This is a genomic window from Streptomyces sp. NPDC006476, from assembly GCF_040612015.1.
Lineage (GTDB): Bacteria > Actinomycetota > Actinomycetes > Streptomycetales > Streptomycetaceae > Streptomyces > Streptomyces griseorubiginosus_B.
On the sequence record NZ_JBEXPK010000028.1, the window covers coordinates 77,301 to 94,200 of the forward strand.

Annotated in this window: 14 protein-coding genes; 4 read left to right on the top strand and 10 right to left on the bottom strand. The window is 70.4% G+C overall.

All coding sequences use genetic code 11. The features are described from left to right. Positions 1–118 precede the first annotated feature (118 nt). On the top strand, positions 119–985 hold the full coding sequence (locus tag ABZZ74_RS29075; RefSeq protein ID WP_356769861.1) for a phosphatase PAP2 family protein: 867 nt from the start codon (positions 119–121) through the stop codon (positions 983–985). Here the strand turns inward: ABZZ74_RS29075 and ABZZ74_RS29080 are convergent. The 8 genes from ABZZ74_RS29080 to ABZZ74_RS29115 all read right to left on the bottom strand — a co-directional run bounded on the left by ABZZ74_RS29080 (position 924) and on the right by ABZZ74_RS29115 (position 10,593). Beyond that, positions 924–2,726 carry a glycoside hydrolase family 18 protein gene (locus ABZZ74_RS29080; protein ID WP_356769863.1) on the bottom strand — a complete coding sequence of 601 codons (1,803 nt, stop codon included), beginning with the start codon at positions 2,724–2,726 and terminating at the stop codon, positions 924–926. The two genes, ABZZ74_RS29075 and ABZZ74_RS29080, sit on opposite strands and share 62 nt — an antisense overlap. A 139-nt stretch (positions 2,727–2,865) precedes the next feature. Further along, on the bottom strand, positions 2,866–3,312 hold the full coding sequence (locus ABZZ74_RS29085) for a hypothetical protein (protein ID WP_356769865.1): 447 nt from the start codon (positions 3,310–3,312) through the stop codon (positions 2,866–2,868). Between the two features lie 118 nt (positions 3,313–3,430). Next, positions 3,431–4,849 carry an FAD-dependent oxidoreductase gene (locus tag ABZZ74_RS29090; RefSeq protein ID WP_356769867.1) on the bottom strand — a complete coding sequence of 473 codons (1,419 nt, stop codon included), beginning with the start codon at positions 4,847–4,849 and terminating at the stop codon, positions 3,431–3,433. A gap of 22 nt (positions 4,850–4,871) precedes the next feature. Continuing rightward, a complete protein-coding gene (locus ABZZ74_RS29095; RefSeq protein WP_356769869.1) occupies positions 4,872–5,672 on the bottom strand; it encodes an ABC transporter permease in 801 nt (266 codons plus the stop codon). Then, the gene (locus ABZZ74_RS29100) at positions 5,673–6,596 is read right to left on the bottom strand and encodes an ABC transporter permease (RefSeq protein WP_356769871.1); all 924 of its coding nucleotides are present in this window, start codon (positions 6,594–6,596) and stop codon (positions 5,673–5,675) included. It lies immediately after the preceding gene. Continuing rightward, the gene (locus ABZZ74_RS29105) at positions 6,596–7,750 is read right to left on the bottom strand and encodes an ABC transporter ATP-binding protein (protein WP_356769873.1); all 1,155 of its coding nucleotides are present in this window, start codon (positions 7,748–7,750) and stop codon (positions 6,596–6,598) included. The genes ABZZ74_RS29100 and ABZZ74_RS29105 overlap by 1 nt, the downstream gene beginning before the upstream one ends. A 5-nt stretch (positions 7,751–7,755) precedes the next feature. Beyond that, a complete protein-coding gene (locus ABZZ74_RS29110; protein WP_356769875.1) occupies positions 7,756–9,003 on the bottom strand; it encodes a spermidine/putrescine ABC transporter substrate-binding protein in 1,248 nt (415 codons plus the stop codon). Positions 9,004–9,051: 48 nt separating this feature from the next. Then, a complete protein-coding gene (locus ABZZ74_RS29115; protein WP_356769877.1) occupies positions 9,052–10,593 on the bottom strand; it encodes a gamma-aminobutyraldehyde dehydrogenase in 1,542 nt (513 codons plus the stop codon). A gap of 210 nt (positions 10,594–10,803) precedes the next feature. Between ABZZ74_RS29115 and ABZZ74_RS29120 the strand changes: the two genes are divergently transcribed. Further along, complete coding sequence (locus tag ABZZ74_RS29120; protein ID WP_356769879.1) at positions 10,804–11,373, top strand: NADAR family protein; 570 nt, start codon at positions 10,804–10,806, stop codon at positions 11,371–11,373. 704 nt (positions 11,374–12,077) lie between these two features. On the opposite strand, the gene ABZZ74_RS29125 is transcribed toward ABZZ74_RS29120, so the two are convergent. Beyond that, entirely contained in the window at positions 12,078–12,920 is an 843-nt protein-coding gene (locus ABZZ74_RS29125; protein WP_356769881.1) for a DUF4190 domain-containing protein, read from the bottom strand. A gap of 229 nt (positions 12,921–13,149) precedes the next feature. On the opposite strand from ABZZ74_RS29125, the gene ABZZ74_RS29130 reads away from it, so the two are divergent. Together ABZZ74_RS29130 and ABZZ74_RS29135 are read left to right on the top strand one after the other, a co-directional pair. Next, positions 13,150–14,211: an adenosine deaminase gene (locus ABZZ74_RS29130; RefSeq protein WP_356769883.1), complete on the top strand. Its 1,062-nt coding sequence runs from the start codon at positions 13,150–13,152 to the stop codon at positions 14,209–14,211. Between the two features lie 47 nt (positions 14,212–14,258). Continuing rightward, a complete protein-coding gene (locus tag ABZZ74_RS29135; protein ID WP_356769885.1) occupies positions 14,259–14,954 on the top strand; it encodes a glycerophosphodiester phosphodiesterase in 696 nt (231 codons plus the stop codon). Here the strand turns inward: ABZZ74_RS29135 and ABZZ74_RS29140 are convergent. After that, positions 14,936–16,618 carry a sigma-70 family RNA polymerase sigma factor gene (locus ABZZ74_RS29140; protein ID WP_356769887.1) on the bottom strand — a complete coding sequence of 561 codons (1,683 nt, stop codon included), beginning with the start codon at positions 16,616–16,618 and terminating at the stop codon, positions 14,936–14,938. The two genes, ABZZ74_RS29135 and ABZZ74_RS29140, sit on opposite strands and share 19 nt — an antisense overlap. Between the last annotated feature and the right edge of the window lie 282 nt (positions 16,619–16,900).

Below are 16,900 nucleotides of genomic sequence, written 5' to 3' on the forward strand. Positions count from 1 at the left end.
CCGGGACTCCGCGGCTGGGGCGGCGAGCGGCAGGCCGTGTGAAGAACGTGTGCGAGGTGTCTGTCGGGACTCGATTCCGCCTGTCTTCGGCCACCGGACTGCCGTAGGTTCTACCCAGATGAGAGATACACCCCGCCCACAGGGGACTGTGGGCGACTTCAGGCCGTGGCCTCCCCAGCTACGACCTGGTCGTGCCCTCGCGCACACACCCGGAGCCTCCGGTTCCGGATCTCCTCACCGATCGGACAGTCGCCCGCCCCAAACCCCCCGGGGTGGGCGTCCATCCGGTCAGATCGGCCGCCTCGGAACGACCCCCCCTGTTCCGGGGCGGCCGGCCTCCTTCTTCCTCCTCTTCCTCGGGCTTCCCGCCCTGCTCTTCACGCTGATCACCTGGCAGGTCGCGGCCGGCGGCCTGCTGGTGCGCGTGGACAAGCGGGTCAGCCACGCACTCGTGGACCCGCAGCGCCTTTACGAGGTCCTCGCCGACCTGGGCGACATCGGTGTCGCCGTCCCCGTGCTCGCCGTCGCCATCGGGTACGTCGCCTGGCGCGGGCACGCCACCGGTACAGACCGCTGGTGGCTCCCGCCCGTCGCCGCGGCCGTCCTGATGGCACTGGTCCCGGCCCTGGTCGTCCCCCTGAAGGTGCTGATCGACCGTCCGGGTCCGCCGGTCACGGGCCCGGGCACCGGCTACTACCCGTCCGGCCACACCGCCACCGCCTCCGTCGCGTACGGCGCGGCGGTCCTGCTCCTCCTCCCCCGGCTCCGCGCTGTGTACGCCCGGCGGGGACTGGTCGTCGCCTGCGCGGTGGTGAATCTCGCCGTCGGCTACGGCCTCGTGCGGCGTGGCTACCACTGGCCACTGGACGTCGTGGCCAGTTGGTGCCTGTGCGCGCTGCTGCTGACGGGCTTCTGGATGCTCCTCAGCCGAAATAGCCGTCGAACGTCTTCTGGAACTCCCCGTTCGAGTAGCGGTCCCAGTTGATCGACCAGGTCATCAGGCCGCGCAGCGCGGGCCAGGTGCCATGGGTGGGGTACGAGCCGCAGTTCGCCTCCCTGGTCAGGCAGTCGAGGGTCTTCACGACCTCGGCGGGGGCCACGTAGCCGTTGCCCGCGTTCGTGGAGGCGGGCATGCCGATGGCCACCTGGTCGGGGCGCAGCGGCGGGAAGACGTTGGCGGGGTCGCCCGCGACCGGGAAGCCGGTGAGCAGCATGTCGGTCATGGCGATGTGGAAGTCGGCGCCGCCCATCGAGTGGTACTGGTTGTCCAGCCCCATGATCGGGCCCGAGTTGTAGTCCTGGACGTGCAGCAGGGTCAGGTCGTCGCGCAGGGCGTGGATGACCGGGAGGTAGGCCCCGCACCGGGGGTCCTGGCCGCCCCACTTGCCGGTGCCGTAGTACTGGTAGCCCATCTGCACGAAGAAGGTCTCCGGGGCCATGGTGAGCACGAACCTGCTGCCGTACTTCGCCTTCAGGGTCTTCAGCGCGGAGATCAGGTTGACGATCACGGGGGTGGTCGGGTGCTTGAAGTCCGTGTCGTCGGCGTTGAGGGAGAGGGAGTGGCCCTCGAAGTCGATGTCGAGGCCGTCGAGTCCGTAGGTGTCGATGATGTTCGAGACCGAGGAGACGAAGGCGTCACGGGCCGCGGTGGTGGTCAGCTGGACCTGGCCGTTCTGGCCGCCGATCGAGATCAGCACCTTCTTGCCGGCCGCCTGCTTGGCCTTGATCGCCGCCTTGAACTCGGCGTCGGACTCGACGTTCGGGCACTCGGTGACCGGGCAGCGGGTGAAGCGGATGTCGCCGGAGGTGGCGGAGGTCGGCTCGCCGAAGGCCAGGTCGATGACGTCCCAGCTCGCCGGGACGTCGGCCAGGCGGGTGTAGCCGGAGCCGTTGGCGAAGCTCGCGTGGAGGTAGCCCACCAGGGCATGCGCGGGCAGGTCCGGCGTCCCGCCGGTTGAGCCGGTCGTGGCCGTCACGGCGGCCGACTTCGCGGACTCGCCGGCGTCGTTCACGGCGGTGACCTGGAAGCTGTAGGCGGTGGACGGGGACAGCCCGGAGACGGTGGCCGAAGTGCCGCTCGCCGTCTGGACCTTGGCGCCGTCGCGGTAGACGGCGTAGCTCGTCGCGCCGGTGACGGCGGACCAGGACAGGGTGACCGAGGACGAGGTGACGGCGCCGGCCGTGAGGCCGGTGGGGGCGGCCGGGGGCTGTCCGGTGGAGGCGCCGCCCGGGCCGACGAGCGAGATGTCGTCGGCGTAGTAGGCGCCGGTGCCGTACCAGCCGTGGGTGTAGATCGTGACCTTGGTGGTGGCCGCGCCGGTGGTGAGGGTGGTGGTCAGCTTCTGCCAGTCGGCGGCGGTCGGCGTCCAGGTGGAGACGTCGGTGGTGCCGGTGCCGGACGCGCCGAGGTAGACGTAGGAACCGCGGACGTAACCGCTGAGCGTGTAGGTGGAGTTGGGCTGGACGGTCACCGTCTGCGCGCACTGGGCGTTGTCGCTGCCGGCCGGGGTCGCCCGCAGTGCCGCGTTTCCGCTGTGCACGGGTGAGCCGACCGTCGTGCCCGCGCTGCAGCTCCAGCCGTCGAGGCCGGACTCGAAGCCGCCGTTCCGTGCCAGGTCCCCGTCGGCCGCGCGGGCGGCCGACGAGAGCACGGTGAGGCCGGGCAGGGCCAGCACGGTGGCGGTGAGCACGGCGAGGAGGGATCTGGTGCGTCTGGGGCGGTCCACAAGAGCCTCCGGGCATGGGGGATTTGGAGGGTGGAGCGTTGCGAGGGTGGAGCGCGCCCAACTTGGTCCAGACCAATCCTGTTGTCAAGGGCTACGGCACCAACCCGGCGGCGACCAACAGCCTCCCGCCCCACGGCGCTCAGTCGTCCTCGGCCAGGCCTGCGGCAGCTTCGTGCATCGCCAGTTCCAGCAGCGCCGGGTCCGTGAGGGTGCCCGAGCCGTCCGGCGGCACCAGCCAGCGGACGCCGCCGGTGGAGCGGCCCGGGTACGGCACCACGATCCAGGTGCCGGCGCCCGCCGTACGGATGCCGGTGCCCAGCCAGCGGACGGCGGTTCCGGGCGGCACGAAGAAGCCCATGCGCGCGTCCCCGAAGTCGACCAGCACCGGGCCGAGCTGGTCGAGGATGCGGGTGAGGACGTCGAGCGTGGGATAGCCGAGCTCGCCCGGCAGGATCAGCACGTCCCAGGCCTTGCCGGCGGGCAGCAGCGCGACCCCGAGGGGGTTGCGCTCCCACTCCCCACGGCAGGCCTCGGGATCCGGAGCAACGGATGCCAGCCACTCGACCGCCGTCTTCGCCCCAGTCATGAGAAGACCTCCCTCTCTCCTGGACGCTGGTCGCGTCACGGGAGAGAGGGAGGTCTCCTGGTCTGCATTACGCGGGTTTCGTTCACTCTTCGGAGTGAACCAGGTCACATGCGAACGACTAGCTGTCGAAACCGAGTCCGAGTCTGTCCATCGTGCGCAGCCACAGGTTGCGGTGGCCAGCGTGGGAGTCGGCCCGGGCGAGAGACCACTTGGTGAGGGCGATGCCGGTCCAGGCGAAGGGTTCGGGCGGGAAGGGGAGCGGCTTCTTGCGGACCATCTCCAGCGAGGTGCGCTCCGTGGCCTCCCCCGCCAGCAGGTCGAGCATGACCTCGGCACCGAAGCGGGTGGCGCCGACGCCCAGGCCCGTGTAGCCGGCCGCGTACGACACCCGGCCCTGGTGCGCGGTGCCGAAGAACGCGGAGAAGCGGGAGCAGGTGTCGATCGCGCCGCCCCACGCGTGCGTGAAGCGGACGCCCTCCAACTGCGGGAAGCAGGTGAAGAAGTGCCCGGCGAGCTTGGCGTAGGTCTCCGGGCGGTCGTCGTACTCGGCGCGCACCCGGCCGCCGTAGTGGTGGACCGCGTCGTAACCGCCCCACAGGATGCGGTTGTCGGCGGAGAGACGGAAGTAGTGGAACTGGTTCGCCGAGTCGCCGAGACCCTGGCGGTTCTTCCAGCCGACGGAGGCCAACTGGTCGGCGGTCAGCGGCTCGGTCATCAGGGCGTAGTCGTAGACCGGGACGGTGTACGCCCGCACCCGTCTGAGCAGGTTGGGGAAGATGTTGGTGCCGAGCGCGACCTTGCGGGCGCGCACCGAGCCGTACGGCGTGCGTACGGCCATCCCCGCACCGTACGGCTTCAGGGTGAGGGCCGGGGTGTGCTCGTGGATACGGACGCCGAGGCGGAGGCAGGCGCGCTTGAGGCCCCAGGCCAGCTTGGCGGGGTGCAGCATGGCGACGCCCCTGCGGTCCCACAGGCCCGCCTGGAAGGTCGGTGAGTCGACCTGTTCGCGGACCGCGTCGGCGTCCAGGAACTCGACGCCCTCGGCGAGCCCCTGGCGCTCCATCTCCTCGTACCAGTCCCGCAGTTCCCAGGCCTGGTAGGTCTCGGTGGCCACGTCGATCTCACCGGTTCGCTCGAAGTCGCAGTCCAGGCCGTGGCGGGCGACCGCCTTCTCGATCTCGTCGAGGTTGCGGGCGCCGAGTTCCTGGAGCTTGTGGATCTCGTCCGGCCAGCGGGTCAGGCCGTTGGGCAGGCCGTGGGTGAGGGAGGCGGCGCAGAAGCCGCCGTTGCGCCCGGAGGCGGCCCAGCCCGCCTCCCGGCCTTCCAGCAGGACGACATCCCGTCCGGGGTCGCGCTCCTTGGCGATCAGCGCGGTCCACAGTCCGCTGTAGCCACCGCCGACGACCAGCAGATCGCAGGTCTCGGTGCCGGTGAGCGCGGGCTCGGGGTGGGGCTTGCCGGGGTCTTCCAGCCAGTACGGGACCGGCTGCGCGTCGGAGAGTGACTTGGTCCAACGGTTCATGGCGCTTGGGGCCATGATTTCAACTCCCTACAGGTGCTTATGCCTTCTGCCTGTTGCGGCGATTGCCGATGACCATGGAGGTCAGGACCAGCAGGACGGCGACCAGGAACATGGTCGTGCCGATGACGTTGATCTGAACGGGCGTTCCGCGCTGTGCCGAACCCCAGACGAACATGGGGAAGGTGACGGTCGAGCCCGCGTTGAAGTTGGTGATGATGAAATCGTCGAAGGAGAGCGCGAAGGACAGCAGCGCGCCCGCGGCGATTCCCGGCGCCGCGATCGGCAGGGTGACCCTCAGGAAGGTCTGCGCCGGGCTGGCGTACAGATCCCGCGCGGCCTCCTCGAGGCGCGGGTCCATCGACATCACGCGCGCCTTGACGGCGACGACGACGAAGCTGAGGCAGAACATGATGTGGGCGATCAGGATCGTCCAGAAGCCCAGCTGGGCACCCAGGTTGAGGAACAGGGTGAGCAGCGAGGCCGCCATGACGACCTCGGGCATCGCCATCGGCAGGAAGATCAGCGAGTTCACGGCGCCCCGCGCGCGGAAGCGGTAGCGGACCAGCGCGAAGGCGATCATCGTGCCGAGGATCGTCGCGCCGATGGTCGCGAGCGTGGCGATCTGCAGGCTGATGGAGAGCGAGCCGCACAAGTCGGCGACCCCGCAGGGCTGTTTCCAGGCGTCCAGGGAGAACTGCTGCCACTCGTAGTTGAAGCGCCCCTTTGGTTTGTTGAAGGAGAACACCGTCACGATGACGTTGGGGAGCAGGAGATATCCGAGGGTGATCAGCCCCGCGATGACGACGAGATGGCGCTTTAGCCAGTTGACGAGGGCCATTTAAACCAGATCCTCCGTCCCGGACCTGCGGATGTAGAAGGTGACCATGATGAGGATCGCGGCCATGAGGATGAAGGAAAGGGCGGCGGCCGTCGGGTAGTCGAGAATTCTCAGGAACTGCGTCTGGATGACGTTTCCGACCATGCGGGTGTCCGTCGAACCGAGCAGGTCCGCGTTGACGTAGTCGCCGGCCGCCGGGATGAAGGTCAGCAGCGTGCCGGAGACCACGCCCGGCATCGACAGCGGGAAGGTCACCTTGCGGAAGGTGGTGAACGGCTTCGCGTACAGGTCGCCCGCCGCCTCGTGCAGCCGTCCGTCGATGCGCTCGAGCGAGGTGTACAGCGGCAGGATCATGAACGGCAGGAAGTTGTACGTCAGTCCGCACACGACCGCGAGCGGTGTCGCCAGCACACGGTCGCCGGCCGTCCAGCCCAGCCAGTTGGTCAGGTCCAGGATGTGCAGCGAGTTGAGCGTGTGCACGACCGGGCCGTTGTCGGCGAGGATCGTCTTCCAGGCCAGGGTGCGGATCAGGAAGCTGGTGAAGAACGGCGCGATCACCAGGATCATGATCAGGTTCCGCCAGCGTCCGGCCCGGAACGCGATCAGATAGGCCAGCGGGTACCCGAGCAGCAGACACAGCACGGTCGCCGCGGTGGCGTAGAGGACCGAGCGCAGGAACTGCGGCCAGTACTCGGACAGGGCGTCCCAGTAGGTGGCCAAGTGCCAGGTGACCTTGTAGCCCTCCTCCAGGGAGCCCGTCTGCACCGACGTGGAGGCCTGGTAGATCATCGGCAGCGCGAAGAAGATGATCAGCCAGAGGATGCCGGGCAGTAGCAGCCAGTACGGCACCAGGCGGCCCCGCTTGCGCGGGGGCTTCTTCTCGGGGGCCGGCGCCAGGGGCGGCGCCTCGGTGACGGCGGCCATCAGGCGGCCTCCTCCTCGACCTCGGCGACACCGGCGTCGATGTCCTGAGCCGCGTCGAGGCCGAAGGTGTGGGCCGGGTTCCAGTGCAGGACGACCTCGGCGCCGGGCACCAGCCGGGCGTCGCGGTCGATGTTCTGCGCGTAGACCTCGAACTCGGGGCAGACGGGGCTGTCGATGACGTACTGGGTGGAGACGCCGATGAAGGAGGAGTCGGCGATCCTTCCGGTGATGCGGTTGCGGCCCTCGGCGATCTCGCCCGCGTCGTCGGCGTGCGTGAGGGAGATCTTCTCGGGGCGCACACCGACCAGGACCTTGCCGCCGGTCGTGGTGGGCGCCGAACAGCGCGCCTCGGGCAGCACGAGCTTGCCGCCGCCCGCCTTCAGCACGATGTCGTTGCCGCTCTTGGAGTCGACCTCGGCCTCGATCAGGTTGGACGTGCCGAGGAAGTTGGCGACGAACGTGGTCTGCGGATTCTCGTACAGGTCAGTCGGGGAGCCGAGCTGCTCCACGCGGCCCGCGTTCATCACGGCGACCGTGTCGGCCATGGTCATGGCCTCCTCCTGGTCGTGCGTGACATGGATGAAGGTGATGCCGACCTCGGTCTGGATGCGCTTGAGCTCCAGCTGCATCTGGCGGCGCAGCTTGAGGTCGAGGGCGCCGAGGGGCTCGTCGAGCAGGAGCACCTTGGGGTGGTTGATCAGGGCGCGGGCGACGGCGACGCGCTGCTGCTGGCCGCCGGAGAGCTGGTGCGGCTTCTTGCGGGCCTGCTCGCCGAGCTGGACCAGCTCCAGCATGTCCTCGACCTGCTTCTTCACGCTCTTGATGCCACGCCGGCGCAGGCCGAAGGCGACGTTCTCGAAGATGTCGAGGTGCGGGAAGAGGGCGTACGACTGGAAGACGGTGTTCACCGGCCGCTTGTAGGGCGGGAGCTGGGTGACCTCCTGCTCGCCGAGGTGGACGGTGCCACTGGTGGGGTCCTCCAGGCCGGCGATCATGCGCAGGGTGGTGGTCTTGCCGCAGCCGGAGGCGCCGAGCAGGGCGAAGAAGGAGCCCTGCGGCACGGTCAGGTCGAGCGGGTGCACGGCGGTGAAACCGTTGTCGTACGTCTTGCTGATACCGGAGAGGCGGACGTCGCCGCTGGTGTCCTTGGTCATCTTCGTCACGCCCCTGTGAGCTTCGCGAACTTCTGCTGGTAGGCCGTCTCTTCCTTCGAGCTCAGGGCGCGGAAGGCGTGGGACTTGGCCTGCATGGCCCGGTCGGGGACGATCAACGGGTTGCTCGCCGCCGACTTGTCGATCTTGGCAAGGTAGGGCACCACTCCCGCGACGGGGCTGACGTAGTTGACGTAGGCGGCGAGCTCGGCGGCCGGTTCGGGTTCGTAGTAGTAGTCGATGAGCCGCTCGGCGTTCGTCTTGTGACGGGCCTTGTTGGGGATCATCATGTTGTCCGTCGAGGTCATGTAGCCGCTGTCGGGGATGACGTAGCCGACGTGCGGGTTGTCCGCCTGCAGCTGGACGATGTCGCCACCCCAGGCCACGCACGCGGCGAAGTCGCCCTTGGTGAGGTCGGACGTGTAGTCGTTGCCGGTGAAGCGGCGGATCTGGCCCTTGTCGACGGCCTTCTGGAGGCGGGCGATGACGGCGTCGTAGTCGTCGTCGGTGAACTTCGCCGGGTCCTTGCCCATGTCCAGCATGGTCATGCCGACGGTGTCACGCATCTCGGTCAGGAGACCGACCCGGCCCTTGAGCTTGGGGTTGTCGAGCAGGTCGGAGACCGACTTCACCTCGACACCGTCGAGCGCCTTCTTGTTGTACGCGATGACGGTCGAGATGCCCTGCCACACGTACGAGTAGGCGCGGCCCGGGTCCCAGTCGGGACTGCGGAACTGGTCCGAAAGGTTGGCGAAGGCGTGCGGCAGGTTCGACGCGTCCAGTTTCTGCACGTAGCCGAGCCGGATCATGCGGGCCGCCAGCCAGTCGGTGAGGACGATCAGGTCACGGCCGGTGTCCTGCCCGGCGGCGAGCTGCGGCTGGATCTTGCCGAAGAACTCGTCGTTGTCGTTGATGTCCTCGGTGTACTTGACCGTGATGCCGGTCCGCTTGCGGAACGCGTCCAGCGTGGGGCGGTGCTTCCCGCTGTCGTCGACGTCGATGTACTCCGGCCAGTTGGAGAAGTTGACCTCCTTCTCCTTGGCCGAGTGGTCGTCCGCGGAGACACCGCCGCTCGTCTTGCCGGCCGCGGGGATGCCGCAGGCGCTCAGCGCGCCGAGGCCGCCGAGGGTGAGCGCGCCGCCCGCGGAGGCGCGCAACAGGGACCGGCGGGTCATCGCCGCCCGGCCGTTGCGAAGGCTGCGCCGCATCGCGGCCGCCACGGCCGGTGACAGGCGGTCGGGCTCGTACTGCTCCATGCGCTGCTGCCCTTTCGGGAGTCGCGGCCGCGGGTCGGGCGGCCTGCTCTACTGCTGTCGGTCCCCGAAGATCGTGCGGTGCCAGTCCTTGCGGGCCACCGCCGTGTTGTCGAACATGACGTGTTTGATCTGGGTGTACTCCTCGAACGAGTACGCGGACATGTCCTTGCCGAAGCCGGACGCCTTGTACCCGCCGTGCGGCATCTCGCTGATGATCGGAATGTGGTCGTTGACCCACACACAGCCCGCCTTGATCTCGCGGGTCGCGCGGTTCGCCCGGTAGACGTCCCGGCTCCAGGCCGAGGCGGCGAGACCGTACGGCGTGTCGTTGGCCAGTCCGATGCCTTCATCGTCACTGTCGAACGGCAGGACCACCAACACCGGGCCGAAGATCTCGGACTGGACGATCTCGCTGTCCTGTGCGGCGTCGGCGACCAGGGTCGGGCGGTAGTAGGCGCCGTTCTTCAGCTCCCCCTGCGGAACTTCACCACCGGTGACCACGCGCGCGTAGGAGCGCGCCCGCTCGACGAAACCGGCGACGCGGTCGCGCTGGACGTGCGAGATCAGCGGTCCGAGGTCGGTGCCCGGCGCGAACGGGTCGCCGAGACGGACGGTCTCCATGAGGGCGGCCGTCCGCTCCACGAACGCCTCGTAGAGGGGCCGCTGCACGTACGCGCGCGTGGCGGCCGTGCAGTCCTGCCCGGTGTTGATGAGGGCGCCCGCCACCGCCCCGTTGACGGCCGCCTCCAGGTCGGCGTCGTCGAAGACGACGAAGGGGGCCTTGCCGCCGAGCTCCAGGTGCAGGCGCTTGACGGTCGCGGTGGCGATCTCGGCGACGCGCTTACCGACGGCGGTGGAGCCGGTGAAGGAGGTCATCGCGACGTCGGGGTGAGCGACCAGGTGCTCGCCGGCCTCCTTGCCGGTCCCGGTGACGATGTTGACGACACCGTCCGGGATGCCGGCGTCCGTTGCGGCCTGGGCGAACAGCAGCGAGGTGAGCGGGGTCAGCTCGGCGGGCTTCAGCACGATGGTGTTCCCCGCGGCGATCGCCGGGAGGATCTTCCAGGCGGCCATCTGGAGGGGGTAGTTCCAGGGCGCGATGGAGCCGACGACGCCGATCGGTTCGCGGCGGACGTACGAGGTGTGGTCGCCGGAGTACTCGCCGGCCGACTGTCCCTGCAGATGCCGGGCGGCGCCCGCGAAGAATGCGGTGTTGTCGATGGTGCCCGGCACGTCGAACTCGCGGGTCAGCTTCAGCGGCTTGCCGCACTGCAGTGCCTCGGCGCGCGCGAACTCCTCCGCACGGTCGGCGATCACGGCGGCGAAGCGGTGCAGGGCGTCCGAGCGCTCGCCCGGGGTGGCACCCGCCCAGCCCGGGAAGGCGTCGCGGGCGGCGGCGACGGCCGCGTCCACGTCGTCCGGGCCGGCCAGCTCGTACGTGTAGACCTCCTCGCCGGTCGCCGGGTCGACGACGGCGTGCGTACGGCCGGACGTGCCCTTGGTCAGGCGTCCCGCGATGTACTGCGCGCCGTCCGCGAGGCGGTCCTGCGCGGGGAATCGTTCCGGGGTGGCTGTGCCCGGGTTCTGCATGTCGCTCTCCTCCGCCGTCGCCCACGGGGAAAGGGGGCGGGTGGCGTAGCTCCAGCTCGATTTGAGTGCCGATCCTGACAGAGCGAATGGCCGTCGACAAGTGATTCCGTTGTTGCCTTTCGGTTACGCGACGGAATCTGTCGACCAGGTGTCGAGTGAGGGTGGAAAAGGGGGGACGGAGTGTCAGTGGTGGCTGCGAGACTCGCATGCATGGAGAGGATCACGGGGAGGATCGACTCGCGGGAGGCCCTGGTCAGGGAGGTCCGCGCGGGGGCGAAGATCAAGTACCTGCACTTCTGGGGGCATCGGCCGCGGGCGGACGGACAGGTCGGGGCGAGCTGTCTGAGCCAGTGGTGGCCGTCGCCGTTCACGGTGGACGGGGTGAACTACGCGACCGCCGAGCACTGGATGATGGCGCGCAAGGCGCGGCTGTTCGGGGACGCGGAGGCGGAGCGGCGGGTCCTGGAGGCCGGGCATCCCTCGCAGGCCAAGAAGGCGGGGCGGCTGGTGCGGGGCTTCGAAGAGGCGGTCTGGGAGCGCGAGCGCTTCGGGATCGTCGTCGAGGGCAGCGTCCACAAGTTCACCGCACACGCCGACCTGCGGGGCTTTCTGCTGGGCACGGGTGATCGGGTGCTGGTGGAGGCGAGCCCCGTGGACCGCGTATGGGGCATCGGCCTCCCGGCGGACGACGAGGCGGCGACGGATCCGGAGCGGTGGAGGGGACCGAACCTGCTGGGGTTCGCGCTGATGGAGGCGCGGGGGCAGTTGCGGGAGGGGTAAGCCGGGGGCGGGGTTGGTTTCGGCAGAGCTGACCTGGGCTGATTCGACTGAGGTCCCGTAGGGGAGACGGGGGCGGATCCGGGACGGTGAGCCGGGGCTGGATCGGCGGTCCCGTAGTGGACTGGGCGGCTTCGAGAGGGTCGAGCAGGGGCGGGATCTGCTGGGATCGCGTTGATGAAGGCGCGGGGGACGCCTGCGGGACATGTGGGCGGGGGCTGACCGAGGGCTGAGCGGGGGTTCGCCCGCGCTCAGCCCTGCGCCGTCAGTCGTGCGTCGCCGGTCCTGCGCCGTCAGCCGGGCGACGTCAGACCTGCCCGGTCAGTTCGGCGCCGCCAGACCTGCCCGGTCAGTCCTGGGCCGTCAGTCTGACGCCGCCAGTCATGCGCCGTCAGACCTGCGCCGTCGGTCGAGCTCCGCCAGTCAAGCGCCGTCAGCCGGGCACCGCCAGACCTGCCCGGTCAGTTCTGCGCCGCCAGACCTGCGCGGTCAGTCCTGGCCGCCGGTCGGACGCCGTCAGTCGAGCGCCGTCAGACCCGCGCGGCCAGCGCCGCCGATCCTGCGCCGTCAACCGGACGCCGTCAGACCTGCACCGTCAGTCGAGCGCCATCAGACCTGCACCGTCAGCCAGCCGCCGCCAGCCGGGCGCCGTGAGTCCTGCGCCGTCAGTCCTGCGCCGTGAGTCCTGCGCCGTCAGTCCTGGGCCGTCAGGCCTGGGTGAGGAGTGGTGCGGAGATGCTGGGGGCGGAGTTGTAGGACGGTTCGTCGTCCGTGCGGTTCTTCTCGTCGTTGATGGCGAGGGCTATGCCGACGATCAGCACGGCAATCGTGGCGAGGCCCAGGATGATGCCGATGATGCCGGTGATGAAGCCCGCCTGGGCCTGTCCGCGGTTGGTGGCCTCGCCACGGTCCGCGCGCCGCTTGCCCTTGACGCCGAAGACGACCGCGAGGACGCCCAGGATCAGGCCGACGATGCCGTAGAGGCAGAACAGGCAGCAGGACAGAATGCCCAGCACCATCGCCGCGGTGCCCATGCCGTTCTGCGGGGGCGCCTGCATACCGGGCCAGCCGTAGCCCTGTGGGTAGGCGGGGTAGCCGTACCCACCGCCGGGCCCCTGCGGACCGGCACCCGCGCCGGGCGCGACCGGCGGAGGCGGCACGGCGGACTCGGCCCAGCCGTTCGGCGCGCCGGGGGTGCCGGGCGGGGCGTAGGAGGGGGCGCCGAAACCGGGGGTGCCCTGGGCGGGGGTTCCCTGGCCGGACGCGTCCTGGCCCGGGGCGGCGAAACCGGACCCCGGTGCGGGCTGGACCGGCGCGCCGAAGCCGGGGGTGGACTGGCCGGGGGTGCCCTGGGCCGGTGGGCCGAAGCCGTCTGAGGGGAAGGACGTCACCGTCGCCTGGTCGTGCACGGACGGCGGCCGGTCCTGCGGGGCGGGCTGCGTGCCGGGGGCTGATGAGGTGCCCTTGTCCAGCGAGGTCTTGCGCTCCGGCGGCGCCCACGGGTCCTGCTCGGCTCCCGCGCCCCCACCCGGCTGTGTCTGATCCGCCACGTCCCCGTCCCCCTCAGTCGATCGTCACGCCATGGTAAATGCTCATCCCACCTCGCTCACCGCCCGGTCACCGACCACCAACTCCCCACCGCGGCACCCCCCGAGCCAAAGCCACGCCACCACCCCCGCCCACCCGTCACCCCCGGCCTACGATGATCTCGAGTCATCGATCAGCCGATCACCCGCGTCCCGTGCCGCAACGCCCGGGGCGCCGTTCCGGGGAGGAACCTTGTCCGAGCATCTTGTCGAGCCGCGTGTGCCGCGTGATCTGCACGCCTTCATCGCCTCGCTGCCGAAGGCCGAACTGCACGTCCACCACGTCGGCTCCGCCTCCCCCCGGATCGTGTCGGAACTGGCGGCCCGGCACCCCGACTCCCGGGTGCCGAGCGACCCCGAGGCCCTGGCCGACTACTTCACGTTCACGGACTTCGCGCACTTCATCGAGGTGTATCTGTCCGTCGTCGACCTCATCCGCACCCCGGAGGACGTCCGGCTGCTGACGTACGAGGTGGCGCGCGACCTGGCCCGGCAGCAGGTGCGGTACGCCGAGCTGACGATCACGCCGTTCTCCTCGACCCGGCGCGGTATCGACGAGCGTGCCTTCATGGAGGCGATCGAGGACGCCCGCAAGGCCGCCGAGGCCGAGTTCGGGACCGTACTGCGGTGGTGCTTCGACATCCCCGGCGAGGCCGGCCTGGAGGCCGCCGAGGAGACCGCGCGGCTCGCCACCGACGACCGGCTGCGCCCGGAGGGCCTGGTCTCCTTCGGTCTCGGCGGCCCCGAGATCGGCGTACCGCGGCCGCAGTTCAAGCCGTACTTCGACCGTGCCATCGCCGCGGGCCTGCACTCCGTGCCGCACGCGGGGGAGACCACCGGCCCGGAGACGGTCTGGGACGCGCTCACCCACCTGCGCGCCGAGCGCATCGGACACGGCACCAGCTCCGCCCAGGACCAGAAGCTGCTCGCCCATCTCGCCGAGCACCGCATCGCGCTGGAGGTCTGCCCGACCTCCAACATCGCCACGCGCGCCGTCCGCACCCTCGACGAGCACCCGCTGGCGCAGTTCGTGAAGGCCGGCGTCCTGGTCACGATCAACTCCGACGACCCGCCGATGTTCGGCACCGACCTCGACAACGAGTACGCCGTCGCCGCCCGCCTGCTGGACCTCGACGAGCGGGGACTGTCCGACCTCGCGAAGAACGCGGTCGACGCGTCCTTCCTGGACGAGGCCGGCAAGCGCCGTATCAAGGACGAGATCGACACGTACACGACGGACTGGCTCGCCCCCTGAATCACCTCGCCTCCCCCGGTCCCGGTACGTCCCGACACAATGGGCGCATGCAGACGCTGACTGCCGTGGCCCATCGCGGCGACCCCTACCGCTTCCGTGAGAACACGATCGACTCGCTGCGTTCCGCGCTCGACCGGGGCGCGGACGCGGTCGAGATCGACGTGAGGCTCACGAAGGACGGCGTGCCCGTGCTGTTGCACGACGAGACGCTGAAGCGGCTGTGGGAGCAGGACCGTCCGCTGCTCGCGCTGTCCGCGGCCGAGGTGCGCGGGCTGACGGCGGGCGCGGTGCCGACCCTCGCGGAGGCGCTCGCGGCGACCGGTGGCAGCCGGGTGATGCTGGACCTGCCGGGGACCCGGGAGGTGCGCACCGCGCGGCCGGTCGTGGACGTCGTACGGGAGGCGGGCGCGGCCGACCGGGTCTACTACTGCGCCGACGCCGCCGCGATGCTCGCCGTGCGCGGCGCCGATCCGGCCGCGGAGATCGCCCTGACCTGCACCAGCCTGGCTCCCCCGCGTCCCGCTCTGCTGGACGCGATCAAGCCGCGCTGGCTCAACTACCGTTTCTCCCTGGTCGACCGCGACCTCGCGGCCCGCGTCCACCACGACGGCTATCTGCTGTCCGTGTGGACCCCGGACACCCGCCGTTCCATGCGCCGGCTGATCGATCTGGGCGTCGACTCGATCACCAGCAACCGCATCGACCTGCTGTGCGCGCTGCGGGACTACACGCGGGAGCGCTGAGGCACCGTCGCCGGGTCGGCCGGGGTCGAGCGGGTGACGTACTGCGGGACGGGGGTGTCGTCCCCGCCGGTGTCGCGGACCAGGCCGTAGCGCTCGGCGCCCTGGGGCGGGCCGGTGGTGATGTCCTTCTCCGCCGCGCCCCAGGTGGAGGGGAAGACGCTGAGGCCGTAGTCGGCGCCGCGTTCGTTGACGGTGAGGGTGACGCTGCCGTCGAGGTAGAAGTACTCGTTCTGCCACATCTGCTGGGTGCCGGCCGGCAGCACGTCGTAGCCGGTGGCCTTGGAACCCATGCTGGTGGCGGTGGCGTCGGTCGCGCTGACCGGGTCGTCCATGCGCCGCCCGCCGCCGGAGGCGACGTGGAAGAGCTTGCCCTTCAGGCCGGTCCAGGAGGGCGGGACCAGGCTGCCGGACCGGTACTGCGGTGAGATCTGCCAGCGCACCAGGACATAGCCCTCGCCACTGAGCGTCACGCCGTCGCCCCGGTGGTTCAGGACGGCGTGCGCGCCGCCGGTGCTGGTGACGCCCTTCTCGGGGCGGTGCGGCAGGGCCCCGGGCGGCGTGTCCGGGTCGGGCGCCCGGTCGACGGCGTCGACGACGCTGCCGTAGAGCGCGGTGTTCTCATGGGTGACCGACGGGGACGGCGAAGGCGAGTTCTTCGGTCTGGGGGGCGGCGGCGGGCGGTGGGTTGCGGGCGTCGCCGTGGGCGTCACGGTCGCGGTCGCCCGCGGGGGTGGGGTGGGCGCGGGCCGGGTGACGACGTAGGCGCCGCCCGCGACGATCGTGGCGCCCGCCGTCGCGGCGATCGCGGGCTTGGTCAGGACGCCGAGCAGCTTGGCGGACCAGCCGACGGAGGTCGCGGCGGCGGCCGTCTTGCCGCCGAGCGCGAGCGACAGCGTGAAGCCGACGGGGAGCGGGACGAGCGCGATGCCGACGAGCAGGCGTTCCGCCGGTACGACGGCCTCGCGGGCGTCACCGCAGTAGGCGCAGCCCCTGATGTGCCGGGCCAGCCGTTTGCGCCAGACCGAGTCGGGACGGCCGTCGAAGCGGCCGGTCAGCTCGCGCAGTTCGGGGCAGGCGCCGTCGAGGGCGCGGACGATCCCGCGCGAGGTCTCCAGGCGTTCCTTCATCCGCTGCACGCGTACGGCGGCGTGCTGTCTGCTGATGCCGACGGCCGCCGCCAGCTCGCGGCGGGTCAGTTCGCCGGCGACCTCCAGCCACCACAGCGACAGCAGTTGCCGGTCCTCGTCGTCCAGCCAGCGCACCGCCTCCGCGACCTCGCGCCGCTGTCCCTCCAACTGCAGGCGCAGCACGGTGAGTTCGGCGAAGTCGGCGGCCTCCTGGGCCGCGTTCTCGTCCAGCGGCCGGGGCGTCCTGCGGCGCGCCCGGTCCCGTATCTGGCGCATGGCGATCGCCATCAGCCAGGACCGGAAGCTGTCCGGGTCGCGCAGTGAGCCGAGGTTGTCGACGGCGCGCAGCATGGTCTCCTGGACGACGTCGTCGACGTCCGCGTGTCCGTTCAGGGCCCGTCCGACGACGTTGTAGACCAGCGGCAGCCAGCCCGCCACCAGTTCGTCCAGCGCCTGCCGGTCTCCGGCCTGCGCGGCGGCGATGGTCGCGCGCCAGGGCCGCCGGCCGGTCGTCTCGGCGTCGGCGTGCGTCCTCATACCCGCACCTTCTCAACCGGGCCTCTGCTGTTGGCAATGTCGGAGATCACACCCCGGGGACGGTCCGGGCCGGCCCTCGATAACAGTTTTTCGGCGCCCGGGCGCCGCTTACAGCGCGGCTTCAGCGGTTCGAGTACGGGGGCCGGGTGTACTGGCTGAAGTCGGGGCGCGGTACGGCTACGGCGCGGTCGTTGCGGCGGCCCGGGACCTGGGCCGTACCCTCGTCTGCTCGGTCAACTCGACCGACGCCGAGGGGGAGTCGACGAACCCGGTCGCCGAACG